This is a genomic window from Fructobacillus parabroussonetiae (assembly GCF_018437265.1).
GTDB lineage: Bacteria > Bacillota > Bacilli > Lactobacillales > Lactobacillaceae > Fructobacillus > Fructobacillus parabroussonetiae.
In genome coordinates this window covers 137,846-163,160 of sequence record NZ_JAAMFL010000001.1, presented here as the reverse complement: position 1 = coordinate 163,160, position 25,315 = coordinate 137,846, and the positions used below count along the sequence as shown (strand labels likewise).

The following is a 25,315-nucleotide window of genomic DNA, read 5'->3' as shown; positions in this document are numbered from 1 at the left end:
TCTTTTTTCCTTTGCCCTCTTACCCACAAAAAAGTCAGGTCCCAAACGGGCCCGACCTTTCAAACACTTACTCAGACAAGTGGTAATAATACGTTGAGATTGAGATATTATTCATCGTCGATAATGCCGCGCGTAAGCGGAGCGACGATTGGTTATGCAAGATATTTTGCCATGGTTTCTTTGGCACAAACTGTGGAATGATGACCGTCACGGAATGATTAATCTTTTCCGATTGCTTCGAAACTTTGGAAACAAAGCCAACGACCGGTTTCACAATTGATCGATACGAGGTATGCACATCCACGTAACGTACGTCGCCAAAGTCCTCTTTGAACTGTGCCTGAATCTTTGCTTCACGACCCGGATTATCGTCAAAGGAGACGTGCATGGCGACGACTTTTGTCGCGATTGACTGGGCGTAATCAACGGCTTCAGATGTCACACGCGTCAAGTTCGACACCAGGACAATGGCCGTTGAGCCATCGTATTCATGGCGAACGGATTCAACATTATTGACGTATTGCAAACGCAGTTGGCGTGCAATCGCTTCGTAGTGACGACGGATCTTGAAGAACAAGAACATCACCAAAGGCATAATGAGCAAGTATGGCCAAACGTGATTCAACCGTGTCACGAAAAGAACAATCACCAAACCAGCCGACATCGCTGCCCCGATGAAGTTGATTACGGACTTAAACCACCAGAAACGCTCATCATGACGATTTCGGTGCCAGTGAACAATCATGCCGGATTGGGAAAGCGTAAAGGGAACGAAAACACCCACGGCATAAAGTGGAATCAAGTTATCCGTTGACCCGTGGAAAATAACGGTCAAAATGATGGCCCCAATCGAAAGGGACAAGATACCGTTTGAATAACCTAAGCGATCACCCTTATCCAAATAAAGGTGTGGTAAATACTTATCCTTTGCCAGGTTCACGGCCAGCACCGGAAAGGCGGAAAAACCAGTGTTGGCGGCAACGGCCAGGATTAAGGCCGTTGCGAGCTGAACCAAGTAAAAGAAGAGGTTGTGCCCGCCAAAGGTTTCAGCCGCAATTTGTGACAAAACGGTGGAATGGGCGTTTGGGCGAATTCCATACCAGTAAGACAAGAAGGTAATGCCGATGAAGAAGAAGGCCAAGATCGCAGCCATCATCGTCAAAGTCGTTGCTGCATGCTTTTCTTTTGGTTCCTTAAAGTTTGGCACCGCGTTTGAAATGGCTTCAACACCAGTCAACGAGGAAGAACCTGACGACAGCGCACGCAAGAAGAAAATCATGGTCAAGCCAGAAAAGTCTGTTCCAATCTTAGCTGCTTGATGGGCTGGAATGGCCCCCGTTGCGGCCTGAAAAAGGCCGTAGAGAATCGTAATGGCCATCACCACGATGAAGAAATAAACCGGAACCATCAAGAAGTTGGCCGATTCACGCAGCCCACGAAGGTTCAACGCCGTTAAAATTAAGATTGTCATGATTGAAAGTGGCACCGCAAAATGTAAAAGTGCGGGCACGGCCGCCGTAATGGCATCCGCTGCAGCGGAAGCCGAAACGGCCACGGTCAACATGTAGTCAACAAGCAGCGACCCACCGGCCACCAAGCCGGCTTTGGCGCCCCAGTTTTGGCTGGCCACGGTGTAGGCGCCACCACCATTAGGGTAGGCCTTAATAATTTGTCGGTAAGAAAGCACAATGGCTGCCAAGAGAATCAAAATGATCATGGCAATTGGCAACTGCAGCCAAAGGGCAACGGCCCCGGCAGTAATCAAAACCGAGGTGATTGACTCCGTTCCGTAGGCAACGGACGATAGGGCATCGGAAGACAGCAGGGCTAAGGCCTTGGACTTGGTCAGCGATTGACCCGCGGCCTCTGAGCTTTTCAAAGGTTTTCCAATAATGACACGTTTTAGGTTTCGAAACATGGTTTCTCTCCAACTTTTCTCTTAATAAATATTTATTGTACCCCTTTTATATGGATAAAAAAAGGGTCGGACAAGACTTTGAAAAAGGTCTCAAGAACCATTATTCTAGCTCTTTTTATCGCACTTGAACAGTCTCATTTTCTAATCTGGCAACGAAAAATAATGAAAGACGGAAAAGTTTCCTTCAAACAGCTCTTTTTCCACAAGCGCCGCCCTTTTCTTCGGCTCCCGTAAAAAGTTAGCCGGTATGCTCAATCCAAACTTTTCCCTTAAGAAGGTGAGTTGCTTTGCCGTCGGTTGATGAATAAGCCCGGCCGAAAGTGGTAAACGGGCCGCTGACGACAGCGCCATTGCATTCTGTAGAACCAACAAGGGCTCAGCGTCTAAGGCGATTTGACTGATTAAAAGCGCAGCCCCGGCCACCTTCTTTGCTTTGATTCTTTCGAGGATTTCTTCTAAATCGGCGGCTGTTGGATCAATTGTTCCGGCCAAAAAGAAGGCCCCCTTACTTTCTCGATGGAGTGCTGAAAGCAGCGCCTCGGCTTGTTGATAGCCGTCTTCATGCAGACGAAAGTCGCCTCGCACCACTAAAAAATTGACGAGGTCTTTTGCCAGCATCTCTTGGACAAAGGAGCCAACATCCTCCGGCCTTAGATCCCCTGTCCTAAGGTGGACCAAAATCGGACGTTTCAAAATCTTTTGTCCCTTCTCGACCAGTGCCAAAAGCGCTAAAAAGTCGCTTTTGGACCGTCCCTGATTCACAAGGGAGAAGAAGGAAAAGTCCTCTTCAGCTTTTATCGGGCCACTTGCAAGTCGCTTTTTCAGTTTTGATGGTGTCAGCTCTTTTGAACGAACCGGTTCACCTTTTTGCTTGTCAAAAGAATTAATTTTTGGCATACGCCCCTCTTTTTATGTTTGAAAATGAAGTAGACCAATTTAATAAACTGTGCTAAACTATAGAGAAATGGAGGTGGATTATGTATCAATCAACAGCACACTCAAATGACGAACTCACTGCGTTCATCAACCAACCAGGTCGGCACCTTGTTTTCTTATCAGCCGACTGGTGTGGCGATTGCAAGGCAATCAAGCCCTTTGTTCAAGGCATTCGTGACCAGGTCGAAAAGACAGCCGATTGGATGGATGCTGATCGTGATGACAACCTCGACTGGGCCAGCCAATTCGGCCTCAAGGGTATTCCAGCCTTCGTTTTGTTCGAAAACGGCAAGAAGGTTGACCAAATCGGCCACGGGGAACGTTTAAACCCAAAGCAAGTGCAAGACTGGTACCAAGCAACACTTGGCTAATGCCTTTATTTTAACAAAGACCAAAAGAAAACGGTGCGTTCAATTGAACGCACCGTTTTTATTTTTAAGACTTAATAAAGTCCGCTACCTGATTTGACGGAATGGCAAAGCCCATCCCCTCCACGTTGGTGTTTTGCGCGGAAGCCGTAATCTTTGACGAGGCAATGCCAATCACTTGACCGGCATCGTTAATCAAAGCGCCACCAGAATTTCCCTGGTTAATGGCTGCGTCCGTTTGAATAACCGTCACAGCTTTATTATTGGTTTCATTGGCCGTTAAGGAACGCTTGGCCTGTGACACGATGCCCTTTGTCATGGTTGACGAGTAGTCGGCGCCCAAAGGCGAGCCGATCGCCATCACGTTTTGACCAGTGACGACTTTGTCGGAATCGGCGAGCGTGGCCACCTTCTTAAAGGCGGTTGACTTCACGCGGATCAGCGCCAAATCTTGGCTGGCATCCGATTTCAAAATCGTAGCCGTTGCCTTATCACCGTTCGCATCGACTACCTGAATCGCCGCCGAATTCTCAATGACGTGATAGTTCGTAATGATATCGGCCGACCCCTTGTTAATCTTTAAAACAACACCCGAACCCTGCGAGGCCGTTTGATAGTTATTACTATCCGTATTCTTATTCTGACTATCAAAGGCGCCTGCACCGTCTTCCAGCGAGGCGGACTTTTGTAGGTTTTGCACCGTGACAACGGCGTTTTTAACCTTTGTGAAAGCAGTCTTAGCCTTGTCATTGGATGTATAGGCAACGGCTGCAACCGTCGCTGTTCCAGAGGCGTTGGTATGCGTTGCCTTTGCTAAACGTGCTTGGTACCAAGAATTTGGTAAAGTCGAAGCGAAAACCACGCCTGCCCCAACGAATAGGGCGATTACCAGCGCGATGGTTGGCCAAAATTTACTTTTTATAAAGACGATATGCCGGCGCATCAGCAAAACTCCTTCAATCCTTCGTTAAAGCGGAAGAGTCACGCGGAAAATCGTTCCCTTCGGCTTGTTATCAATTACGGTAATTTTACCATTGTGGGCACGGACAATCCATTCGGCGATGGAAAGCCCTAAGCCAGTACCACCCGTTTGGCGGTTCCCAGTCTTATCTTCGCGGTAAAAGCGATCAAAGATGTGCTTTTTCCCCTCAGCGGAAATACCGCGGCCTGTATCGGCCACGGCAATGACCAACCGTTTCTTTTCAACTTTTGCCGAAACACGGATGGCATCCCCATCTTCTGAATACTTCAACGCGTTATCCATTAGCAAGACCAGCAGTTGGTGAATGCGCTTGCGATCGATGGCCACCTTTTGTTTGACGTCAACATCGACTTTGACCTGCTTATCGGACAAACTGCCCATCTCAACATAGGGGGAGAGGACCTTGACCATGAAGGCCTGAATATCTGTCTTCTCCTTTTCAATCTTGGTCATGTTCGAGCCCGACTTGGCCAAAGTCAGCATGTTATTGGTTAACGAATTCAATCGACGAACCTCAGACAGTGACAAAATAACGGCTTCGGACTCTTCGCGGATTGTTGCCGTCGGCTTGGTCAGCATCGTTTCCAATTTACCCTGAATAACAGACATCGGTGTCCGTAATTCGTGGGCGGCGTTATTAACAAAGTCTTGTTGCTGCTGCCAGGCACGTAAGATGGGTTTCATTGACTGCCTTGACACGAAATAAGCAAAGAAGAGGGCGAAGATAAAGGCCCAGACAAAGGACCAAATCAACACGTCCTGGAACTTCTTCAGGTTCACAACCGTGTCCGTCACATCCACGAAGACATAACCGTAAGCGGCCGACTGAACACCGGCGCCACCAGGCACGACAACCGTTCCTTTTTTGAACTTGACCGCCTGAATACGCAGGTAGGTTTTGTTCTTATAAACAGTCTTTGGGCTCTCACCCAAATCGTTTTTATCAAACTTCAGCGTGATTTTTCGGTTCAACACGTTTTTGGCACCAGTTGCTGCCTGCCCCTCAATTTGGTTGCCCTTTTCATCAAAGTAAAGCATGTTCCCACGGAATTCATCGGGGTGCGCCATGGTGACGGACTTCCCCGTTTTTTTCGTGGGATCTGTATCCGAACCACCATCATCTATTGCGGATTGCTGGTAGTAGGAGACGTATTGATTAATGACACGGTCAGAGTTGTCATAAATCGTAAAGGTGTAAATCCAAAAAATCACACCGGCTAGAAAGGTAAAAATCACCATCAAGCCCAGGGCCAAGGTGGCGAAATTATCAATCTGTTGTTTTCGGTTAATCAGCTTCGTCATCTGGCACCTCAAGAATAAAGCCAATGTTTCGCAAGGTCTTGATTAAGCCACCCTGATCAACGGCCTCCAACTTTCGGCGGAGATTATTCAAGTAAATGTTCACAACGTTAATGGTCGTATCAGAATCAACGCCCCAGACACGATCAAAAATCTGATCACGGGTCACGATGATATTTTTGTTTTGACCCAGATAAGTCAAAATATCGAATTCTTTTCCAACCAGCTTGACGGACTGTCCATGAACCTGAACACCGCGGTTTTCCAAGTTGATTGTCAATTCGCCAACCGTGATGGTGTTATCTTCTGAGTAAACGCCCGTACGACGGAGCAAAGCCTTGACACGAACCAACAGTTCTTCGCGGTGGAAGGGCTTGGTTAGATAGTCATCTGCCCCAACGTTAAAGCCTTCAATCTTGTCATCCAAAGAAGCCTTGGCCGTCAAAATCAAAACAGGGGTCACGACTTTGGCCTCACGAACGTTCTTAATGATGTTCAGACCCGATTGGCCCGGTAGCATCAAATCACAGATAATCAAATCAAAGGGTGACTCCTTTGCCTCAAACTCGCCGTCCAACCCATCGGTTACGGCCGTCACATCAGCAAAGTCTTGTAAGAAGCCAACGATGTTATCCGCTAAATTCTGATCGTCCTCGATCAATAAAATTTTAATTGCTTTTGCCATGTTTGCCTTCCCTTCTAAAAGCCGAGTGAATCCTTATTCTTACCAAATTAACAGGAATAGATTAAGGTTAAATTAAAGCCCTTTCGCTGAAATCCCGAGCGAAACGAGCAAGGCCTTTTCAACTGCCTTCATCGTATCATTATTTGCTTCCAAATGCCCAATTCGATCGCGCAGGCGCAACTTATCGACCGTCCGAACCTGCTCGGTTAAAATGATCGAATCCTTTTTCATGATGCCTTCTTTTTCGGGGAGCAGAACATGGGTCGGCAATTTTGCCTTCATGATCTTGGAAGTAATCGCTGCCACAATGGTCGTTGGCGCATTCTGATTGCCCCGGTCGTTTTGAATAATCAGGACTGGCCGAACCCCACTTTGTTCGGAGCCAACCCCCTGCTTTAAGTCCGCAAAGAAGACGTCCCCTCGGCGAACGTTTTCATAATCTGCTGTCATCTTTTTTCCTTTTCTATGTACGGGCTAAGGCCCTTTTATCAGTCGACGTCAACACGGGGAACCCGGTCTGAGATGCCCGTTAGTATTTCGTGCGGGATGGTCCCGGCATAACGAGCGACGTCTTCAATCGAAATGCTTTCTGAACCCTCCTGCCCAATAAAGGTCACTTCGGTGTTCACGGGTAATGCTTCCGGCAAAGAAATGACGATTTGATCCATCGTCACCCGGCCCAAGACTTTCTCTCGTTGCCCATTCACCAGCACCGACATCCCGGAAAGTCGTCTCGTCCAGCCATCGGCATAGCCAATCGGTACCGTGGCGACCCACTCATCCTTTTTAGCCGTATAGGTTGCCCCGTAGGAAAGCGATTCCCCCTTTAAGAGCCGGTGGACCGCCCAAATACGGCCAACCAAGCGACCCACGGGTTCTAAGTCAATTGGCAAGGCATATTCTCCATCAGCCGGATTAAAGCCGTAAAGCGCCGCCCCAACACGGATGGTCTGCGTTGGTACTTGATCGGCATGGAAGAGGGCACTACCCGAATTAGCCAGGTGCCAGTATTTCTCAGGAATGTCCAGGTCCGTGACCAAGTGGATGAAATCGGCTAGCTGCTGATCGTAATACGCTTGATTATGATCATCGGCCGTGGCAAAATGCGTCATGACGCCACCCAATTCAAAGCTCTCATCTTGCCGAACAAAGTCCACCATTGAGGCTAACTCCTCTTCGGTCTTTGCGCCAACACGGCCCATTCCCGTATCGACGGCCAAATGAACAACCAGTCGTTGCTGGCGCTTTTCAGCCTTTAACGACTCTTTTGCACGGCGTAGCCAATCGAATGAGCCAGCCACCGTTGCAATCTTGTTTTCAGCCATCAAAGCGGCTTGCTCTGCCGGTTGCACGCCCAACAAAAGGACTTGAACGTCTTCTTTCAAAAAAGCGGCACGAACACGCAAGGCTTCTTTCACCGTGGCCACGGCAAAGTCATGAACAGCCAACTGTTCGTAGAGTGTTTTTGCTGCCCAAACATCGCCATGGCCGTAGGCGTTGGCTTTAATAACGGCAATCAAGCGCTTGGCGTGAGCCTGTGCCATGGTTTTTTTTGCGTTTTGAACAAGCGCCTCTTTTGATCGAAGAAAGGCCAACCCACGGCGAGTTAGGGCTTCGTTCTTATTCATTAGCGTTTTTTCTCCCAGTGTTTCTTCTTCATTCTTTCAAAGCAGGACAGTTTCTCAATCACCACAATTGTTGAAACATAGTCCCCAGAATGGGTAATGGCCACAGACAAAGTCGCTTTCTGCCCTCGAACACGGATCTCCGGACGGCCGGAGGGTGCATTCAAAATGGTGATATCCTGCCAAGCTGCCTTTTTCCCGATGCCGGTCCCAAGGGCCTTTGAATAAGCCTCTTTGGCTGAGAAACGACCCGCAACAAACTCCAGGTAGTGTTTCCCCGTTCGTTCCGAAGCGGCTTGAATCTCTTCTTTTGTCAAAATTGTCGACAAAAAATTTGGCCGTCGTTCGAGGACCGCCTCGATTCGAGCAATGGATTCCATGTCGTTTCCAATACCAATAATCATACCTTTATTCTAACAAAAAAGCGTTGCTTGGGCGAATAAATCGCTCTGCAACGCTCTTTTTGTTCATTATTGGAAACTTTCAACCGATTGTTGACTCGGCTTTAAGTTCTGCCAATCCTTTGATAAGAACCGGTTATTAATCTGGTAGTTTGTTTCCGTCTTGGCACTCGACAAGAACGGATTCAAGTACTGATCCAATGCTAACCATCCACGCCAACCGACGTGAATCGTATCCTGCATAAAGTAGTCTTCGCCGCCGTCTTGTGACAAGTCGGCGATGTTGTTAAAGCCTTGGCTTTGCAACTGATACTTAATCTTTTGAACCGATTGCTGGTACATCGTATTGTTCAAACCAGTGTACTTGGCCCAACGCTGGTTAACCGGCGTAATGACAAACATCACGTCCGTGTGGTTCTTAGCGAAGTTATCAAGAACAGACTGGAAGTAGGCATACTCAACGGACTGTGTGTAATCATAGTCCTTTTGTGCGCCCTTCAAAGCCTTCTTTTCGGCCATTACCCGGGTCGTGTAGAAGGAGTTCTTAATGTGGAATGGGTTGTTTGACGTCCCCTTCTTTCCTTCATCATAACCAATGCGGTCCAAGACATTCTTTGAGTAGGTCGTTGGCAAGGACTTAGCAGCTGGCAAGACACGGTTTTGATAGTTTGATGTCTTTTCAAAACGGGAGAACAGCGCATCTTGTCGAGACAAAATCCGGTGCTTCAATCGCAAGGTTGACAGATTGGTTTCTGACAACTGCTCGCCCTTTTCAACCTTTGTCAAAAGTCGGTTGTAATAAGCGTTGTTTTTAACAACGGAACGCTGCAAGACTTGTGAAGCCACGAACTGATCGGTTGCCCTTGGCTTGTTTTGGTCAAGGTTTAATAACCAGTCCACCACCTGCAAAGGCGAGTAGAACAGATCAAAGCCGGCATCCGACCCCGTCTTGGTAAACCATTGTGGTGAAACCACATAAACGGCCTTTTTCGTCTTCAAGGTTCCCTGCATTTCCTGCATGTTCAGGAAGTGAACGAGGGAATCCGAACCGGCCTTTCCCAACATGAAGGGTTGGTAGTTCCGGTGATACTTTTCAGCCAAAACCGAAGGGTGAAGCGAATCGATTCGAGAAAGTTCAGACGAACCAAAGAATGGCACATAATTCACTTTTTTATCCGCAAAAGCGGCGTTTTTGACCGCTTCGCCTTTAACCAATTGGTTTGAAAAAGAAACGGACGATTCTTGTAAACTCTTTTGACTATAATTCGTTAAAGAGAATGGCAGAAGGAAGACCAGTGCTAACAAGCCAAAGGCAACCAGCACTGGACCAAAAATCCGCCAAAGTTTTTTCTTGTTCGACATGAGGTTTTATCCCATCAGTGAAGTAACACTTGCCACGATCTTGTTGGTCGTATCCCAATCTTCACGAGCCAATTCTGAAACTGGCGCTTGGATGTTGAAACGTGATTCCAAAGCAAGCAGCATTTCAACCGTTGCCATTGAATCAAGCAAACCTGAATCAAAAAGGTTTTCATCCATTTGGTTGGACATGTCCTCACCAGTTACGTCTTGGATAATTTCTAATACACCTGCTTTTACATCCATTTTATATTTCCTCGCTATTCTATTCTTTAGTTACTTGTTTTTAACGGTGGAACCAGAAAGTATCTAGGAAGCCACAGAAAACCAAGAAGGTTAACAAGACGAAGTGGAAGGTCAAAACGACGGCAAACCCTTCGGTAAACTTGTTGTGTGGCACCAGTCCCTTGTGCTTGCGCTTAAAGCGAATCCAAGCATCGTTTAGGGCCATTCCACTGGCGTGCATCAAACCATAGAGCACGTAATACCAGGTCAAACCGTGCCAGAGTCCCATCACCAACATATTAACAAAATAAGCGATGGTTGACACGGTGTTGCGGTTCTTAATCCACTTCTTCTTCAACATTAAGAAAACGAAGCGCATGAAGACAAAGTCACGGAACCAAAAAGACAGTGACATGTGCCAACGGTTCCAGAACTCTTTAATGTTCTTTGAACCATATGGCTTGTTAAAGTTAATTGGTGACTCAATACCCATGACGTATGAAATGGCCAGGGCAAAGAGTGAGTAACCGGCAAAGTCAAAGAAGAGATACATGCCGTAGGAATAGGCAACTGGAATCAACCACCAAGACAAGATCATGCCATGGTGAGCATCCGACATTGCCATGCTTTGGAAATATGGATAGACCATTTGACCAAAGTAGTAAGACAAAATAAATTTGTAAACAAATCCTAAGAACAACTTCTTCGTCGCGTTGCCAAGCATATCGATGTAGTGGCTACGTTCTGGCGCAACCGCCGCATCTTTTGCAAAACGCGAATAACGGTCAATTGGTCCAGATGACAAAGTCGGCATGAAGAGCATGAAGCGCAAGAACATCACGGGATGGAAGTTCTTAACCGCGCCATCGCGGGCTTCAATAATCATTCCGGTCGAACGAAAAGTCAGATAAGAAATACCCAAGAAACCGAGCAGGGACAGTTGGGTGTGGAAAATACCAGCGCCCGACAGTCGGACCAAAATAATTGGCAAGATTGAAAGCGCCACTGTTCCATAAAAGACCAGGCCATTATTGTACTTTTTTCGGTAAGTAATGTAGCCCCAGGCTAAACAGAATTGCCAAATCGAGTAAATAATGAGGGCAACACCCTGATTTACGTAGTGACCTTCATCAAAAATCAAAAAAATAAAGGCTAAGGAAACCAGAATCTCGTAGGTAACGAAGCGCTTCCCGAAGTAGAGGCCAACCGCGAGTGGCACCAGGGCCAACAGGAGGTAAACGAAATAGTTGGGATCTGCATAGGGTTGTAAGTTAGGCATTGCCGTTCACCTCAGCAATCAAGCCCTTCAAATCAATCTTTCCGTTTTGCGTCAACGGCATCTTGTCACGGTAGATGAAACGGGTTGGCATCATGTATGGCATGATGATATCCTTCAAATCCGTGCGGATGGCGTTGGTCAAATCCAAAGGCTTCTCAAAGTCGTTTTTCTTTGGCACCACAATGGCCAGCATCTGCTTGACGTCACCATTTTGATCGTAACGTGGAACGGCAGCGGCTTGTTCAACCCACTGTGATTGCGTTAAGTGCTGGGCCACCTCTTCAAGCTCGATTCGGAAACCGTGCAACTTGATTTGGAAGTCCATCCGGCCCTTGTAATGCAAGAGGGCATCGGCGTCAGCATAACAGAGGTCACCGGTCTTGTATCCTGGTTGACCAGCCACTTCGAGGAAGGCGGCTGCCGTCTTTTCAGGATTGTTTAGATAACCCTTTGAAACAGCAGGTCCTGACAAAACAAGCTCACCGGCTTCACCAGCAGGCAAGACCGTGCCTTCCTTGTCCATGATGGTTGCCGTCATATCTTCTTTCATATAACCAATTGGCAACTTGTCATACTTGGCCAAGACCTCGTCCGTAATTTCCAAAGCGGAAACGGCAACCGTGGCTTCTGTTGGTCCATAGGTGTTGTAGATCTTTGCTTCAGGGAAGCGCTCGCGCAACTTCTTTGAAGTAGCAGAGGTCAACACTTCACCACAGAAGAGAAAAGTCTTCAAACGAGGATAGTTTTCGGCGTTGAAATCCGGTGATAACAAAGCCACGTTGGCAAATGATGGCGTTGAAACCCAACGGTCCAAGTCCATTTCTGGCAAAGCCGCAAAGAGCTGCTTAAAGTCATCGGCCACTTCTTTTGGCAAAGCCTTCATCACACCACCGGTCAACAAAGCACCGGCCCATGACATGACGGACACATCAAAGGAGAATGGCGTTTGGGCCAAGATGTTTTGACCGTCTTTCAAGTCAAAGTCATCCCCAAGCATCCAGTTAATGTAAGAAAGTGCGTTCTTGTGGGAAATCTGAACACCCTTTGGCTTACCAGTCGTTCCTGACGTGAAGATGATGTAGTAGTTTTCATCCCCCGAAACCGGGTGCGTCAATTCATAAGAGCGGTTCGCCGTAAAGGCCTTCGTCAACTCTTCGCCCTGGTAAACGGGAACGGACGTAATGGCCATTGGCAATTCATCCAAGGCAATCACAGCGGCTGGTTGCCCAATTTCCAAGATGTTTTCGATTCGATCGTTTGTCGAATCCTTATCAACAGGGGCATAGGCGTGTCCGGACTTAACGGCAGCCAAGAAAGCGGCAACCATTTCGAATTGGTGACCACCAAAAACCATGATTGGTGCCTTTTCGGCAATTCCCTGTTCGTCTAAAAAGGCGGCCAGTGAATCGGAATAAGCCTTTAATTCGCCATAAGTGTGGGTAACACCCATTTCGTTGTAGGCGATTTTGTCTGGGTTTTCTGTAGCGTACTGATCAATGTGTTGGTAAATATTTTCAATCATTTTGAAACCTCTTAGAACTCGTTATAGATAAAGTGACCACCGGTTACACCCGAGTAACCGTATAAATAAATTAAGAACAACATGATTAGAAAATAAGCCAAGGTTTTCGCCACAAAGGCAACCCAAGGCCGTTTGATGAAGCGTTGAAACATCGCGACATGCCCCCAAATTCTTTCCAATTAGTGTATAATTAGCGGCAGATTGGCCGTTACTACACAACAAAATACTTCGCCTATTATAGCACAAAATCAGCTAGTGCATAGCCAGTCGGAACAGGCTTGAAGTAAAGAAGGTCCCTATGTTTTCGAAAACGCTCAATAAGCTCGTCGACTTTGACAACAGATGGTTAACCCATTTACCAATTAAAACCCTTTTTGCCGCTTTCAAAAAAGTCGTGCCGTTCGTCATCATTAACGTTTACCTTCATTTAGTTGGTAAGCTCTTCTTTGAACCCTCTGCCCTCATCCCCACGATTTTTCACGTGCGCTTGAAGCTGATGTTTTTTGCGCAGAATTTGCAGTCACTGACAGCTGCCTTTGATTACCTCATTCTCGCCTTTGTCGCCGCTTTGTGGACGAAGTATTATCTCGAAGCCAAACTCGACGACCTTGGTTTTGTAAAAGACGAGATGCTGCCCGTTTTAGTTAGCTTTGCCATGGCCTTGATTTATGGTCTAACGACTTTTACCTATGCCAACCAATCAGCCATCTACCTGGTCTTCGTTTTGCTTGTCACTTACCTATCCAACCTGTCCTTTGTTTATTTGACCAAATGGACCAAGGGAAAATTAACCGATTTTGGCTTTGCCTATCTTTTCTGGGCGGCCATCATCTTGACCTTGCTGATTACCCTCTGCTCAATTATTCCCAGTCAGGTTAGCCAAGCTTCCTTTAATGGGTTCTTCTCGCTTGACTTCTTCTCCCACTGGTACGGCATGATCATCACCGCCATTTTGCTGCCCATCGCTTTTTTTCTCGGATTTGCCATCCCCACCGACCTCACGACGGCAGCAACGGATCTATCCCAGGTAAACGGCAACCTCAATGCCGTTTATCAAGCTATCATGGCCACCTTGCCCTATCCGCAAAACCCCTATTCGGTTTTGACGACTTCGGCTTTGATTGGTGGTGTTGGTGGCACACTGGCACTGGCCATTTGCTTGCTCTTTTTGAAGCAACGCAAAAACCGACGGTTAGGCCTCTGGTCACTGGTTCCTGCTGTCTTTGATTCCAATAAAATCTTAACCTACGGATTACCGCTCTTTTCCCGGCCCCTGACTTTGGTGCCCATGGTTTTGGCGTCAACTTACGGTACTGCGCTAACCTCTTTCTTCATTAAAGTCGGCGTTCTGCGCCCAACGGTTTTCTCGACGCCATCCGGGGCCCCACACCTGTTGCTTTCATTTTTTGCCTCTCAGACCCCACTCGATGCCCTGTTAATAACGGGCATCATTTTGCTCGGGTCGGTTGCCATCTACTGGCCCTTTGTAAAACGCCTTGAAAAGGAGGATGCCAATGGCTCAATCAAGTAAACAAGGACTTTCTTGGCCTAAAAAACTCCGACTTTTCTGGCAGACAACCGCTCGTTCATCGAAGTGGGCCCTGTCCCTAACAATCGTCGCCGTTGTCATTCTCGCCGTCCTTGGTCGCATGTGGATGCTTTCCGAGCACCAAAACGACCGGGCCATCCAAAAGTCACGGATTCAACCAGTCATCTTTGTGCCCGGTTCATCGGCGACCATTCAGCGTTTCAACTCGCTCTTTACTACGCTTAATTCAGAGAGCAAGTCCTCTTCTGGTACCCATTCCATTTTGAAGGTGCAGGTGAACACGGATGGTTCCTTGTCCTATTCTGGTCATCTCTCCACTTCTAGCCGCCAGCCATTTATTGTGGTCGGCTTTGAACGGAACCAGGATAATTACCCAACGGTTCAAGCCGACGCCCAATCACTTGGAACGGTCATGACGGACTTGCAATCCAAGTATCACTTCCGAAACTTCTCGGCCGTCGGCCACTCAAACGGTGGCTTGATTTGGACGGATTACCTGGAAAACTACTACTCCGCAACTAGTTTCCACATCAAGACGCTGATGACACTCGGGACACCCTTTAACTTCTCCGAATCATCCACGACGAAGAAAACGACCATGTTAAGTGACTTTATTGACGGATCAGACGAGCTGCCATCCGACCTGACGGTCTATTCCGTCGCCGGCTCGGATGACTATACGGATGACGGAACGGTCAACGTGCAATCCGTCTTGTCCGGTAAGTATATCTTCCAGAAAAAAGTCGCCAAGTACACGCAAACCACGGTTTCCGGCGATAACGCCCAGCACTCAAAGCTGCCCGAAAACCCCGAAGTCGTGAACTTAATTCGTGAATTGATTTTGGACAACAAGTCCGGTCGACCAGGCGAATCAGCCAATAAGGCCAAGACGGCCACGCCATAATCTTCAATAAAAAGGAGGCAACCCAACGGTTGCCTCCTTTTTGCTTTCCTTTGTTTCTATTCTAAAGTAAGCTTTTTGCCAAATCGGCTGAAAACCCTAAAATCACACTTAGACCGCTAGCAAGAAGCAGCAATCGAATCGCTTGAAGACAACGAAAAAACGCCAGACCAATTGGTTCGGCGTTTCTCCGTTCTCTCATAAAGAATGATTCTATTATACATGAAAGTCTCGATACAAACAAGTGTTCTTAACTTAAAATTTTTAAACAAAATACCCCAAAAGCCTGTCATATCTTGACTTTTTGTGATGAAAATGAGAAACTTGTATGTCTGAATATGACCATTTAATAACAAAGATTCGATAGGAGACTTTTATGAATATCGCAGATTCAATTCAAAAAGTCGTAACCAACGCATCCATCATTGGCGCCATTGTTGCTACAATCGGTACTATTTTGCTGGGTTATTGGTTGCGCAAGACGGACCGCCTGAAGGACGGAGCTGTGAAGACTTTGACAACGGTTACGATGACCATTGCCTTGCCTTTGTTAGCTTTTACATCATTTATGGCACCCCTGAACCAAAAGACGCTGAACCAAGGAATGAGCGTGTTGATTTGGGGAATTTTGATTTACATCATCTTGATCATCACGATGCCTTTGCTCTACGTTAAGTATGACAAGGACCAACGTGATGTTTTAGGTGTGTTGACCGCCTTTGGTTCAACGACTTTCTTCGGAATGCCAATCGTTGGTGCCGTTTACGGGGCCAAGGGAATCATGTATTCTTCCATCTTTAACATTGGTTACCGAATCTTCTTGTACTCATACGCCTACATTAAGATGTCCGGTCAGCAATTGAAGGGTGAACACATCAAGAAGATGTTCTTGAACCCCATCGTCATTGCCACTTTCCTTGGCTTGATCTTGTGGTTGTGCCAAAACGCAGCACCTCAAGTAACGGCAACGGTCACAAACGCTACAACTGGTAAGGCTGTTGCACAACACGTGGCCTTCTACCGTTTGGATGCCACCCTGCCTTGGTTGAACTCATGGTTCAAGACTTTGTCATCATTGGCCTCACCACTTGCTTGGTTGGCCATCGGTGCCAACTTGGCCCAAATGTCATTCGGCGAAGCCTTGAAGAACAAGACGGCTTGGTACTACTCATTTAACAAAGTCGTTATCGTACCCGTGGTGATGATCGTGCTTTTGGTTGTCACTTCAGCCGCCGGCATCTTGCCAGTTGACCACATTGCCTTGGCAACCATGGTTATCATGATGGCAACGCCTGTCGCAACGGTTGCCGTTAACTACGCCATGGCCTTTAACCGTCAATCATTGATGGCCTCAAACACGTCATTGATTTCAACGATTTTTGCCACGGTCGCCATCCCATTCTGGATTATCATCGTTCAGTTGTTGGGTGACCTTTCCCTCTTCAAGTAAACCGAATGCAATAAGGAGGCCAACATGGCTTTTAAGATTATTTCTTTTGGAACACGTGATAACGAAATTTCCCACTTCGATGCCTTGAACAAAGAAGGCTTCGAAATGACTTACAAGTCCGAAAACTTGTCACACGACAACATCGACTTGGTCAAGGGCTTTGACGGTGTTTTGCTCCGTGCCAACAACGTGGCGGACAAGCAAAACTTGGACCAAATGGCCGAATGGGGCATCAAGTATGTCTTCACGCGGACCGTTGGTTACAACCACATCGACTTGGACGCCGCAAAGGCAAACGGTCAAATCGTGGCTTACGTCCCTGCCTACTCCCCTTACGCGGTTGCTGACTTGGCCTTTGGCTTGGGTATCATGCAAAACCGTAACCTGTCGGGTTCCGTTGCTTCTTCTAACGATTCCGACTTTCGTCCAAACCCTGCTTCTTTCGTTCCAGAATTCCAGTCGTTGACGGTTGGAATCTTGGGAACCGGTAAGATTGGTTTGGCCGAAGCCAAGCTTTGGAAGGGTGTTGGCGCTAAGGTATTGGGTTACGACCCCTACCCAAAGGATGGCATTGAAGACATCTTAACTTATGCCTCAATGGAAGACTTGTTAAAGGAAGCAGACATTGTTTCCTTGCACGTTCCTTACTTTAAGGGTTCAAACGACAAGTTCTTCGCCGCCGACCAATTGAAGATGATGAAGTCATCTGCTGTCTTGGTCAACACGGCCCGTGCTGAAATCACGGATGAAGAAGCCATTATCGCCGCCGTTAAGGCTGGTGACATTAAGGGCTTTGCCACGGATGTGATTTCAAACGAAGGCGCCTACTTTGGCCAGGTCAACCCTGCAGCCGTTGATGATTCGACGTCAATCATGGCACAGTTCCAGTCTTTGTACCCCAAGGTTGTGGTGACACCACACATTGGTTCATACACGGAAAACGCCTTGCATGACATGATTTCCATCTCATACAAGAACTTCGCCAATGCCTTGAACGGCAATTCCGAAGAAAACTTCTTGGTAAAACCAGAAGCTTAAAAAGTCGAAAAGCCCCGCTCGTATGAGCAGGGCTTTTTTATCCGTATTTAGCATAACCCTTTCATATAATAATTAGCTATACTATGGGTGTCATCAGGTAACTTGAGTGCCTGATAAGGATAAACCACAGGGTGTGCTGGTAGGCATTGTGTGGATGTCATTTTCTTAGAGGGTTTCGACATTTTCCGCAAGCCAGCGAATAAAGATGCAAAAAGGAGACCTTCTGGTCTCCTTTTTTATTGGAGTGAGCACATGACTGATAAACTACTGACGACCGCACAAGCAAACAAAAAGACCCAATTCAACTATCCGAATTGGGTCTTTTTATAACTATCACTAAATGTTTTACTTTTCCACAACCTGCCAAGTATTTGGCACGATCAACATGTGGCGAACAGAGACAACGTTGTCTTCATTCTTTTGCTTGAATAAGAACTTGTAGAAGTCTGACTTGTAAGACCACTTAACGGTCTTCGTATGAACTTCAGCAGTAGTCACGTCGCCCTTTTGATAAGTGGCTCTTTGCTTAACTGCTTCAACAACCTTCTTTGTGTTTGGTACAAAGTGTGTGCTTGTCTGTGCGTCGGCTGCTGCATCCTTGTATACCAAAACATAGTTATCAGACCCAATCTTCTTCACCGCAACAGCACTAACTGGTGATTGCGCCGGCATGATTGAGTAAACCTGTTTCGTTGTGGTTGTGGTCGTCTTTTCCATCCCAAAATGTTGGCTCATATTTAGCGATAGGAGTAACACAGCCAAAAAGGCAAAAATTGAAAAAGTCGTTCCCGCTACCACCTGTCTCTTTGTGTCTTTCAAAAAGAACCAGGAATAAAAAGCTAAAAATACCAATCCAGCAATCAACCAAATCAACATGCTGTTTCCTCCTTTTGTCCTTGAATCCAGAATGTTAACACGATGCCCAGTAAGGCAATACCCAGCGATATCAAGAAGGCAACACGAAAGCCATCAAGGGAAGCATTCATCACCTTATCGGCATATTGTAGGGGATCACTAATTTTGAACGCATGGCTTGGCCGCTTAGTGTTGACGATGTTTTGAACAATTGAAGTCAAAATGGTCACAACAATTGAGGCAGACACCTGTCTCAAAGTATTGTTAGCTGCCGTTCCATCGGCATTTTGCTCATCAGGCAACGCAGCCATGGCTGCCGTCGTCAACGGCATCATCGTCAGCGCAATTCCTGCCATTCGAACGGCGTACAAAACTGAAATCAAAACCGTTGGCGTTTCAGCCGTTAAGAAGAGGTAGGGCAAGGTCCCCAGTGATAACATTGAAAAACCAACAAACGCTAGTTTCTTAATTCCGACTTTGTTATACAGCCCTCCAGCAACTGGGGAAAGGAAGCCCATGAATAACGCTCCCCACATTAAAGTTAAGCCCGAGTCCAGAGGGGTCATGCCACGCACGTTTTGCAAATAAGTTGGTAACATCATTTCAACACCAAACATGGCCATCATGGTTAATAAGAGGCCAATCGTTGGAATGGTGAAATTCTTTTTTGCAAAAACACGGGCATCCAAGAATGGCAGTGGCAGTTTCAATTGTCGCCAAACAAAGGCTAGCAAAATCAGGGCACCTAAGACGATTGGTAGAATGACCGAACCGAAAGCCGTCCAGCCATCGGTAGCCACGTTGGTAAAGCCCCAAAGGAAGAGCCCAAAACCGACCGTCGACAAAAAGACGGAGGGTATATCCAAGGCCATTTTCTTGTTGGGAACGACGTTTTTCATGAAAAACGGTGTCAGCACAATGGCGACGAGTAAAATCAACAGCGGAATCACAAACATTGACCGCCATGAATCCGACAAAGTTAAGCCCAAAAGTTCGTGATTTTTATCTAAAATCCAACCGGTCAAAGTCGGACCAACGGCTGGTGACATACCAATGACCAAGCCCAGCATTCCCATAGCAGCACCACGTTCACTTTTGCCATACATATTCAGAACGACAATCTGAGAGAGTGGCAACATAATGCCGACTGCCATTGCTGCCAAAATACGACCCGCCAAGAACAGCCACCAAGCATCCGCATTTTCTGGTGTCCACATACTCGTTAAAATACCGGCTAATAGTAAGAAGTAGGCAACAAGGTGAAGCGTTTTCGTCTTGATTCTCCTTGCTAAATAGGCGGATAGCGGTACCATCATCCCATTCACCAACAAAAACCAAGTCGAAGCCTGTTGTGCTGTCGCCAAATCAATATCAAAGGCTTTCATCAAAGTCGGAAGCGCCGTCCCTAAGGACGTTTGCATTAGAGCGCCCGCAATGGCTGCAATCAACATCACTGCTAGAACAGCACTTCTCCCCTTCATTTTTTCATTTTGCATCTCTTTCTCCTTTTATGAGACAATATGTCTCATTTGCTTTTACTATAACCCGATATTCATAATGAGTCAATATGTATCATTTTATTTATTTTGCTATACTAGAGACATAAAGGAGTTCACCATGTCCGTTTACCAAAGTAAAGAAAAGCAAAGCGTGAAAGATCAAATCGTCACTGGCCTATTCAAAGAGTTAGCCGAGCGCCCCCTATCTGAAATTCCCGTTGCCTCGCTCATTAAGACCGCCGGCGTTGCCCGTGCTTCCTATTACCGAAACTTCGATAGTAAGGAAGCCATTCTCAATTTCTATTTGGATCGTGTTCTTGGCAAAACGGAAGAACCAGACGAGGATACAATCTGGACGCGCCCAGCCATTCAAGAAAACTTGGAAGAAATCTTTCAACGTTTTGAAGAAGAAAAGGAACACTTCATTCTCCTTTTTCAATCTGGCCTGGCTTCTTACGCCTTTGATTACTTTAGTAGTTTCGCTGACCGAAACGGGATCAATAGCCCATTCCCTTGGGCCGATCAGTACAAACTCCCCTTTTACTCCGGGGCATTAACAGCTGTTTTATACCATTGGCTAAAAAGTGGTACAAAGGAATCAACAACAGAACTCGCTGAACTTTTCATTTCTTTTCTTCCCGATGCCTTCTTCATCGACGAAGCACACAATTAAAAGAGCGTATCCAATTGGATACGCTCTTTTTTATCGTAGCTCTTGTTTGTGTTGGACTAAGAAATCAATAAAATATTGGCTGGCAATTGGCAGGGTTGCCTTATCGCGATAGACAATCGAAACGGGTCGCATGACTTTTGGCTCGATGGACTTGGCCACTAGATCAAAGTCCGTCCGCGAATCCACCAGTTCGGAAAGGATGCTAACACCCAAGCCGGCTTCCACCATGGCCATAATCGTGTAATCATCTTGAATTCGATAACGAACGTTGGCCTGCACTCCCGCTTTTTCAAAGGCTGCAAGCGGCTCTGAGTAACCACCCCCTTCGACCAGAATAAAGGGATCGGCCGCCAGTTCGTCAATCTGAATTCGATCCTCTTTGGCCAATGGATGCTTGCTTGGTAAGAAGGCCTTCATTTCGGTTTGGTGGAGCACGACTTTGTTAAAGCCTTCGCCATACTCGGCCGTCATCAGGCCAAAGTCGATTTCACCGCGCTTCAACCAGTCCAAAATCATGCCGTAGTCACCCTGCTGCAAGACAAATTCGATGTTTGGATAGCGTTCCTTAAACTTTTTGAACAAGTCGGGCAGCCAGTAGCAAGACACCGAAGTGATGGCCCCGATGCGAACTGTCCCCGTCTCCAATCCTTTTAATGAAGCGGCCCGTTCCTGTAGGGCCTGGTACTGCCGGAGCGTTTGGACCATGTATGGGTAGATGGCCTGCCCTTCCGCCGTCAGTGAAACACCGGTCCGTGACCGCCTTAAAATTTGAATACCAAATTCCTTTTCCAGGCCGGCCACCATTTGAGACACCGATGATTGCGTATAGCCAAGCACTTCGGCCGCCTTGGTAAAGGACTTCATTTGAATGATGGTTTCGAGAACGAGTAAGCGATTCATATCAATCGTTTTTCCTTATGCATAGATTTTAATTATTAATTTTACTTATCTTAGTTTAGCAACTATGATAGAAAGTATCAATAAAGGAAGTTTGAGATTGACTTATGGACATTTTCAAAAAAGAATCCGTCAGCTCTTATATGCAGGCTGACGCTAAACTGAAAAAAACGCTTCGAACCAAGGACTTGATTGGCCTTGGAATCGGAGCCGTTATCGGTACTGGAATCTTTATTCTACCCGGTAACGAAGCCGCCACCCACGCCGGACCCGCCGTGGCCATCGCCTTTTTGTTGGCTGCCTTGGTTTCTGGTTTGGTCGGCATGGCCTACGCTGAATTCTCTTCGGCGATGCCCGTTGCCGGCTCCGCCTACTCCTTCGGTTCTGTCGTCTACGGTGAAATTGTTGGCTGGATTCTTGGCTGGGCCTTGATTCTAGAATACTTCTTAGCCGTTTCGGCGGAAGCGACCGGCTTTGCGGCCTACTTTAACAACAACCTCTTATCGGCCGTCGGCATCACCTTGCCAAAGGCACTTCAGGCCGGGCCAATGGAGGGCGGGGTCATCAACATCACCGCCGTTGTCATTGTGTTGATTATCGCCGCCATCTTAATGAAGGGTTCGGCCATGTCAACGAAGGTTGAAAACTTCGCCGTCGTTGTCAAAGTCGCCATCATTATCCTCTTTATCGTTGTCGGTGTCTTCTATGTTAAATCCGACAACTACACGCCTTTCTACCCAGCAGAATTCCATAGCGGACTCTTTGGCATGGGGGGTATCCTGACTGCTGCTGCAACGGTCTTCTTTGCCTTCATTGGTTTCGATGCCCTGGCAGCCAACTCAGCCGAAACCATTGATCCTGGAAAAAACGTCATCAAGGGAATCCTGGGAACCGTTGCCATTGCCGTTGTCATGTATGTGACTTTCTCCTTTGTCTTAACGGGAATCGTCAACTACAAGCAACTCGGGGTCGATGATCCAGCCGCCTTTGCCATGCAGGTCATTCACCTGTCCATGTTCAACAAGCTGATTACCGTTGGTGCCCTCTTTGGAATCTTTACGGCCATGATGACGATGTTCATCGGTGGTTCTCGACTCGTCTATGCCCTGGGTCGTGATGGTCTGTTACCTAAATCAATGGGCACGGTCTCAAAGAAGTACGGCGTACCTGAAAAGGCCATCTTTGTTGCCACGATCGTTCAAGCCGTCTTTGCTGGTTTAGTTCCACTGAGTGAACTAGCCTCACTGATTAACGCGGGAACGTTAATTGCCTTTGCCTTTATCTCCTTCGGTGTGATTAAGCTGCGCCGTCGAAAGGACATCAAAAACACTGGCTTTAAGATGCCATGGTATCCATTCCTGCCAATTCTGGCCGGTTCTTGTTCCATTCTCTTTATTTTCATGCTTCCCCGCGTCACGCAAATTTCGGTGACGATTTGGTTGATTCTTGGCTTCATCGTTTACTTTACTTACGGCGTTCGTCACTCGAAGCTGCAACAAAAAAATTAACTAGCAAAAGGCCCGCTCAATTTGGAGCGGGCTTTTATTTTCTATTTTGACAACATCCTTTGATTGAATCGCTAAGTTCATTCATTCAGACAAGTTTTAATCTTCACTTCAAACTCATTTAATTTTAATATAGGCATTCCAATTTAAACTATGTTTATCCTATCGAAGGAGGCAAATTTGATGAAAAAACTGTCTTTGAAAAAAATGGATTGGTACTTACTCGGAATTCTTGTCCTCGCCGCCTTTTTATACGGCTGGGGAATCTGGGATGCCGGTTCGGCTAACTCCTACTATACCGCCGCGATTACGTCGATGACGCAATCCTGGCATAACTTCTGGTACGGGGCCTTTGATCCGGCCGGCTTTATCACCGTTGATAAACCACCAATCGCTCTTTGGTTCATGGCCATCTCCGCCAAAGTCTTTGGTGTTCACGGTTGGTCGGTCGTCCTGCCATCCGTCTTAGCCGGTATTGGCTCCGTTGCCTTACTCTACCGACTCATCACCCCAAAGTTTGGCCCCTGGGCCGGCCGCTTAGCCGCACTGGTCATGACGCTGACACCGACGGTTGTTGCCAATTCTCGGACCAACAACATGGATGCCATTTTGGTCTTCTTCTTACTCTTAGCGGTCTACACCCTCACACGAGCGGTCGCCAAAAAGAAGTTCTGGCTGGTCCTGATCGCCTTTGCCTTAATCGGTATCGCCTTTAACATCAAGATGCTTCAAGCCTTCATGATTTTACCAACCATGCTGGTCTTCTACTGGGTGGCCATTAAGCTTCCGTGGAAGAAAAAGGCACTTTGGCTTCTCGCCGCCATGGCCTCCCTTGGTCTCTTTACGGTTGCCTACCCGGACAGTGTTGACTCCGTTTCCTCATCGAGTCGACCATACATTGGTTCATCCCAAACCAACTCGTTGATGGAACTGGCCTTCGGTTATAACGGCACCCAACGACTCCTTGGCCAAACGTCTGGTACAGGTGGTACTTTCGGCGGTATGGGTAAGTCGTCAAATAAATCATCGAAGACAAAGGCGCCAACGAACGCCAATACAACAAAGACACCGACTGCTCAAACGGCAGCAGGAACAGCGCCAACTGGTGCTGCACCAACTGGTAGCACCGGTAAGACGCCACCAACTGGCACGGCGCCGACAGGAACTGGTCAGAAAAACAGCGCACCAACAAAGCCTTCTGGTTCAAAGAAGGGTGCACCGACCGGTACCAAGCCATCTGGAAAGATGGGCAACCCTGGCAAGGGTGGTAAAGGTGGTAAAGGCGGCATGGGTGGCGGCGGTTCGGCATTTGCCATCGGTAATGCTGGTCCTTTCCGTCTCTTCCAATCCGATCTTGGTTCACAAATCGGTTGGTTCCTACCCTTTGCTCTTCTGGGTATGGGTGCTGGTTGGTGGGCCTTCCGTAAGAAGGGCGACAAGTGGTATCGCATCTCGAATGAACAAGCAGACGTTTTGCTTTGGGCCGGCTGGTTCGTTCCCGTTTACGGCTTCTTCTCCGTTGCTTCCTTCTTCCACCCCTACTACACCATCATGTTGGCGCCAGCCATTGCAGCTTTGACGGCAATTGGTGCGGTTGCCATCGCCAAAATGGTCAAAGAGGGCGGTATCAAGCAAGGGCTTATCGCAAAAGCCCTGCTCGCCATCACGCTGATTGCCACCACGGCACTCCAGGCCTATTACGCTTGGTCTTACTACCCAGTTGCATCCGTCATCATTGTCATTCTTGGCATCGCGGTTGCCGCCATCTGGTTCATTCCAAAAGTCATTAACAGCAAGTTGAAGATCTCCCTCTCCATCGTCGTTGTCGCTCTTCTCTCCGGATTCTGGGCACTGACGCCAACGCTGTCGCACACGTCGGCTGCCATTCCAAACGCCAACCCATCCCTGCTTTCATCAAAGGGATCCTCAGACATGGGTGGTTCAGTCGATTCAGCTCTTCTTTCTTATACGGAAAAGAACCAGGGATCTGCTAAATACCTCTTTGCCACAACGGATTCCAACTCGGCCTCTGGCTACATTATCAAATCTGGTAAAGCCGTCATGGCCCTTGGCGGATACAACGGAACGGATCCAACCATGACGTTGACTGAGTTCAAACAACTTGTTAAGTCTGGTCAATTGAAATACTTTGTAATTGGTAACACCAAGTCCTCAACGGGTAACATTTCAAAGATCTTGGCCTGGGTAAAGAAAAACGGTACACAAGTGACCTACAGTTCATCGAAGAAGAGCAGCAGCCAGTCGCAAGCTATGCAAATGGGCGGCATGGGTGGCCAATCCGGCAACACCACGCTTTATGACCTCTCATCTGCTGTTCAATAACGAATT

24 protein-coding genes are annotated in these 25,315 nt (G+C 47.3%); 8 read left to right on the top strand and 16 right to left on the bottom strand.

From position 1 onward, the window contains the following. Nucleotides 1-67: 67 nt before the first annotated feature. Both G6R30_RS00870 and G6R30_RS00865 read right to left on the bottom strand, forming a co-directional pair. On the bottom strand, nucleotides 68-1,918 hold the full coding sequence (locus G6R30_RS00870; protein ID WP_213820545.1) for an APC family permease: 1,851 nt from the start codon (nucleotides 1,916-1,918) through the stop codon (nucleotides 68-70). Between the two features lie 141 nt (nucleotides 1,919-2,059). Beyond that, nucleotides 2,060-2,815, bottom strand: a complete 756-nt coding sequence (locus G6R30_RS00865; protein ID WP_213820543.1) for a methylenetetrahydrofolate reductase — start codon at nucleotides 2,813-2,815, stop codon at nucleotides 2,060-2,062. Between the two features lie 80 nt (nucleotides 2,816-2,895). Here G6R30_RS00865 and G6R30_RS00860 point away from each other — a divergent pair, with 80 nt between their 5' ends. Continuing rightward, nucleotides 2,896-3,225 (top strand): thioredoxin family protein, encoded by a 330-nt coding sequence (locus G6R30_RS00860; protein WP_213820541.1) that lies wholly within the window; start codon nucleotides 2,896-2,898, stop codon nucleotides 3,223-3,225. Between the two features lie 64 nt (nucleotides 3,226-3,289). Here the strand turns inward: G6R30_RS00860 and G6R30_RS00855 are convergent, their stop codons facing one another. The 11 genes from G6R30_RS00855 to G6R30_RS00805 all read right to left on the bottom strand — a co-directional run bounded on the left by G6R30_RS00855 (nucleotide 3,290) and on the right by G6R30_RS00805 (nucleotide 12,751). After that, on the bottom strand, nucleotides 3,290-4,165 hold the full coding sequence (locus G6R30_RS00855) for a S1C family serine protease (RefSeq protein WP_213820539.1): 876 nt from the start codon (nucleotides 4,163-4,165) through the stop codon (nucleotides 3,290-3,292). A gap of 24 nt (nucleotides 4,166-4,189) precedes the next feature. Beyond that, a complete protein-coding gene (locus G6R30_RS00850; RefSeq protein WP_213820537.1) occupies nucleotides 4,190-5,506 on the bottom strand; it encodes a sensor histidine kinase in 1,317 nt (438 codons plus the stop codon). Further along, a complete protein-coding gene (locus G6R30_RS00845; protein WP_213820535.1) occupies nucleotides 5,490-6,188 on the bottom strand; it encodes a response regulator transcription factor in 699 nt (232 codons plus the stop codon). Before G6R30_RS00845 ends, G6R30_RS00850 begins: the two co-directional genes overlap by 17 nt. A 72-nt stretch (nucleotides 6,189-6,260) precedes the next feature. Then, nucleotides 6,261-6,638, bottom strand: coding sequence for a type II toxin-antitoxin system PemK/MazF family toxin (locus G6R30_RS00840; RefSeq protein WP_213820533.1), 378 nt, complete (start codon nucleotides 6,636-6,638; stop codon nucleotides 6,261-6,263). Between the two features lie 38 nt (nucleotides 6,639-6,676). Continuing rightward, nucleotides 6,677-7,816, bottom strand: coding sequence for an alanine racemase (gene alr / locus G6R30_RS00835; protein WP_213820531.1), 1,140 nt, complete (start codon nucleotides 7,814-7,816; stop codon nucleotides 6,677-6,679). After that, a complete protein-coding gene (gene acpS / locus G6R30_RS00830) occupies nucleotides 7,816-8,217 on the bottom strand; it encodes a holo-ACP synthase (RefSeq protein WP_213820529.1) in 402 nt (133 codons plus the stop codon). Before acpS ends, alr begins: the two co-directional genes overlap by 1 nt. A gap of 66 nt (nucleotides 8,218-8,283) precedes the next feature. Beyond that, on the bottom strand, nucleotides 8,284-9,576 hold the full coding sequence (gene dltD, locus G6R30_RS00825) for a D-alanyl-lipoteichoic acid biosynthesis protein DltD (protein ID WP_213820527.1): 1,293 nt from the start codon (nucleotides 9,574-9,576) through the stop codon (nucleotides 8,284-8,286). A 6-nt stretch (nucleotides 9,577-9,582) separates the two neighbouring features. Further along, a complete protein-coding gene (dltC, locus tag G6R30_RS00820) occupies nucleotides 9,583-9,819 on the bottom strand; it encodes a D-alanine--poly(phosphoribitol) ligase subunit DltC (RefSeq protein ID WP_213820525.1) in 237 nt (78 codons plus the stop codon). 40 nt (nucleotides 9,820-9,859) lie between these two features. Next, nucleotides 9,860-11,077: a D-alanyl-lipoteichoic acid biosynthesis protein DltB gene (gene dltB / locus G6R30_RS00815; protein WP_213820523.1), complete on the bottom strand. Its 1,218-nt coding sequence runs from the start codon at nucleotides 11,075-11,077 to the stop codon at nucleotides 9,860-9,862. Then, entirely contained in the window at nucleotides 11,070-12,599 is a 1,530-nt protein-coding gene (dltA, locus tag G6R30_RS00810) for a D-alanine--poly(phosphoribitol) ligase subunit DltA (protein WP_213820521.1), read from the bottom strand. Before dltA ends, dltB begins: the two co-directional genes overlap by 8 nt. Before the next feature lie 11 nt (nucleotides 12,600-12,610). Continuing rightward, nucleotides 12,611-12,751, bottom strand: coding sequence for a teichoic acid D-Ala incorporation-associated protein DltX (locus G6R30_RS00805; RefSeq protein ID WP_010017670.1), 141 nt, complete (start codon nucleotides 12,749-12,751; stop codon nucleotides 12,611-12,613). A 146-nt stretch (nucleotides 12,752-12,897) separates the two neighbouring features. On the opposite strand from G6R30_RS00805, the gene G6R30_RS00800 reads away from it, so the two are divergent. From G6R30_RS00800 to G6R30_RS00785, 4 genes are all read left to right on the top strand, one after another. Then, nucleotides 12,898-14,130 (top strand): hypothetical protein, encoded by a 1,233-nt coding sequence (locus G6R30_RS00800; RefSeq protein ID WP_213820519.1) that lies wholly within the window; start codon nucleotides 12,898-12,900, stop codon nucleotides 14,128-14,130. A gap of 118 nt (nucleotides 14,131-14,248) precedes the next feature. Then, nucleotides 14,249-15,052 carry an alpha/beta hydrolase gene (locus G6R30_RS00795; RefSeq protein WP_238476756.1) on the top strand — a complete coding sequence of 268 codons (804 nt, stop codon included), beginning with the start codon at nucleotides 14,249-14,251 and terminating at the stop codon, nucleotides 15,050-15,052. A 373-nt stretch (nucleotides 15,053-15,425) separates the two neighbouring features. Further along, nucleotides 15,426-16,499, top strand: a complete 1,074-nt coding sequence (locus G6R30_RS00790) for an AEC family transporter (RefSeq protein ID WP_213820514.1) — start codon at nucleotides 15,426-15,428, stop codon at nucleotides 16,497-16,499. Between the two features lie 24 nt (nucleotides 16,500-16,523). Beyond that, nucleotides 16,524-17,537 (top strand): NAD(P)-dependent oxidoreductase, encoded by a 1,014-nt coding sequence (locus G6R30_RS00785; RefSeq protein ID WP_213820512.1) that lies wholly within the window; start codon nucleotides 16,524-16,526, stop codon nucleotides 17,535-17,537. 345 nt (nucleotides 17,538-17,882) lie between these two features. Here G6R30_RS00785 and G6R30_RS00780 read toward each other — a convergent pair whose 3' ends face one another. Both G6R30_RS00780 and G6R30_RS00775 read right to left on the bottom strand, forming a co-directional pair. Further along, a complete protein-coding gene (locus tag G6R30_RS00780) occupies nucleotides 17,883-18,413 on the bottom strand; it encodes a DUF4811 domain-containing protein (RefSeq protein ID WP_213820510.1) in 531 nt (176 codons plus the stop codon). After that, the gene (locus G6R30_RS00775; RefSeq protein WP_213820508.1) at nucleotides 18,407-19,888 is read right to left on the bottom strand and encodes a DHA2 family efflux MFS transporter permease subunit; all 1,482 of its coding nucleotides are present in this window, start codon (nucleotides 19,886-19,888) and stop codon (nucleotides 18,407-18,409) included. Before G6R30_RS00775 ends, G6R30_RS00780 begins: the two co-directional genes overlap by 7 nt. 121 nt (nucleotides 19,889-20,009) lie before the next feature. Between G6R30_RS00775 and G6R30_RS00770 the strand changes: the two genes are divergently transcribed. Beyond that, the gene (locus G6R30_RS00770) at nucleotides 20,010-20,564 is read left to right on the top strand and encodes a TetR/AcrR family transcriptional regulator (RefSeq protein WP_213820506.1); all 555 of its coding nucleotides are present in this window, start codon (nucleotides 20,010-20,012) and stop codon (nucleotides 20,562-20,564) included. A 30-nt stretch (nucleotides 20,565-20,594) separates the two neighbouring features. On the opposite strand, the gene G6R30_RS00765 is transcribed toward G6R30_RS00770, so the two are convergent. Beyond that, nucleotides 20,595-21,464: a LysR family transcriptional regulator gene (locus G6R30_RS00765; protein ID WP_213820503.1), complete on the bottom strand. Its 870-nt coding sequence runs from the start codon at nucleotides 21,462-21,464 to the stop codon at nucleotides 20,595-20,597. Nucleotides 21,465-21,568: 104 nt separating this feature from the next. Between G6R30_RS00765 and G6R30_RS00760 the strand changes: the two genes are divergently transcribed. Both G6R30_RS00760 and G6R30_RS00755 read left to right on the top strand, forming a co-directional pair. Beyond that, nucleotides 21,569-22,969, top strand: coding sequence for an APC family permease (locus G6R30_RS00760; RefSeq protein ID WP_213820501.1), 1,401 nt, complete (start codon nucleotides 21,569-21,571; stop codon nucleotides 22,967-22,969). A gap of 180 nt (nucleotides 22,970-23,149) precedes the next feature. Beyond that, nucleotides 23,150-25,309: an ArnT family glycosyltransferase gene (locus G6R30_RS00755; RefSeq protein WP_213820499.1), complete on the top strand. Its 2,160-nt coding sequence runs from the start codon at nucleotides 23,150-23,152 to the stop codon at nucleotides 25,307-25,309. Nucleotides 25,310-25,315 lie beyond the last annotated feature (6 nt).

Bases quoted from the DNA above. Each gene is read 5' to 3' on its own strand.
- G6R30_RS00870 (WP_213820545.1), bottom strand. From the start codon at position 1,918: ATGTTTCGAAACCTAAAACGTGTCATTATTGGAAAACCTTTGAAAAGC.
- G6R30_RS00865 (WP_213820543.1), bottom strand. From the start codon at position 2,815: ATGCCAAAAATTAATTCTTTTGACAAGCAAAAAGGTGAACCGGTTCGT.
- G6R30_RS00860 (WP_213820541.1), top strand. From the start codon at position 2,896: ATGTATCAATCAACAGCACACTCAAATGACGAACTCACTGCGTTCATC.
- G6R30_RS00855 (WP_213820539.1), bottom strand. From the start codon at position 4,165: ATGCGCCGGCATATCGTCTTTATAAAAAGTAAATTTTGGCCAACCATC.
- G6R30_RS00850 (WP_213820537.1), bottom strand. From the start codon at position 5,506: ATGACGAAGCTGATTAACCGAAAACAACAGATTGATAATTTCGCCACC.
- G6R30_RS00845 (WP_213820535.1), bottom strand. From the start codon at position 6,188: ATGGCAAAAGCAATTAAAATTTTATTGATCGAGGACGATCAGAATTTA.
- G6R30_RS00840 (WP_213820533.1), bottom strand. From the start codon at position 6,638: ATGACAGCAGATTATGAAAACGTTCGCCGAGGGGACGTCTTCTTTGCG.
- alr (WP_213820531.1), bottom strand. From the start codon at position 7,816: ATGAATAAGAACGAAGCCCTAACTCGCCGTGGGTTGGCCTTTCTTCGA.
- acpS (WP_213820529.1), bottom strand. From the start codon at position 8,217: ATGATTATTGGTATTGGAAACGACATGGAATCCATTGCTCGAATCGAG.
- dltD (WP_213820527.1), bottom strand. From the start codon at position 9,576: ATGTCGAACAAGAAAAAACTTTGGCGGATTTTTGGTCCAGTGCTGGTT.
- dltC (WP_213820525.1), bottom strand. From the start codon at position 9,819: ATGGATGTAAAAGCAGGTGTATTAGAAATTATCCAAGACGTAACTGGT.
- dltB (WP_213820523.1), bottom strand. From the start codon at position 11,077: ATGCCTAACTTACAACCCTATGCAGATCCCAACTATTTCGTTTACCTC.
- dltA (WP_213820521.1), bottom strand. From the start codon at position 12,599: ATGATTGAAAATATTTACCAACACATTGATCAGTACGCTACAGAAAAC.
- G6R30_RS00805 (WP_010017670.1), bottom strand. From the start codon at position 12,751: ATGTTTCAACGCTTCATCAAACGGCCTTGGGTTGCCTTTGTGGCGAAA.
- G6R30_RS00800 (WP_213820519.1), top strand. From the start codon at position 12,898: ATGTTTTCGAAAACGCTCAATAAGCTCGTCGACTTTGACAACAGATGG.
- G6R30_RS00795 (WP_238476756.1), top strand. From the start codon at position 14,249: ATGTGGATGCTTTCCGAGCACCAAAACGACCGGGCCATCCAAAAGTCA.
- G6R30_RS00790 (WP_213820514.1), top strand. From the start codon at position 15,426: ATGAATATCGCAGATTCAATTCAAAAAGTCGTAACCAACGCATCCATC.
- G6R30_RS00785 (WP_213820512.1), top strand. From the start codon at position 16,524: ATGGCTTTTAAGATTATTTCTTTTGGAACACGTGATAACGAAATTTCC.
- G6R30_RS00780 (WP_213820510.1), bottom strand. From the start codon at position 18,413: ATGTTGATTTGGTTGATTGCTGGATTGGTATTTTTAGCTTTTTATTCC.
- G6R30_RS00775 (WP_213820508.1), bottom strand. From the start codon at position 19,888: ATGCAAAATGAAAAAATGAAGGGGAGAAGTGCTGTTCTAGCAGTGATG.
- G6R30_RS00770 (WP_213820506.1), top strand. From the start codon at position 20,010: ATGTCCGTTTACCAAAGTAAAGAAAAGCAAAGCGTGAAAGATCAAATC.
- G6R30_RS00765 (WP_213820503.1), bottom strand. From the start codon at position 21,464: ATGAATCGCTTACTCGTTCTCGAAACCATCATTCAAATGAAGTCCTTT.
- G6R30_RS00760 (WP_213820501.1), top strand. From the start codon at position 21,569: ATGGACATTTTCAAAAAAGAATCCGTCAGCTCTTATATGCAGGCTGAC.
- G6R30_RS00755 (WP_213820499.1), top strand. From the start codon at position 23,150: ATGAAAAAACTGTCTTTGAAAAAAATGGATTGGTACTTACTCGGAATT.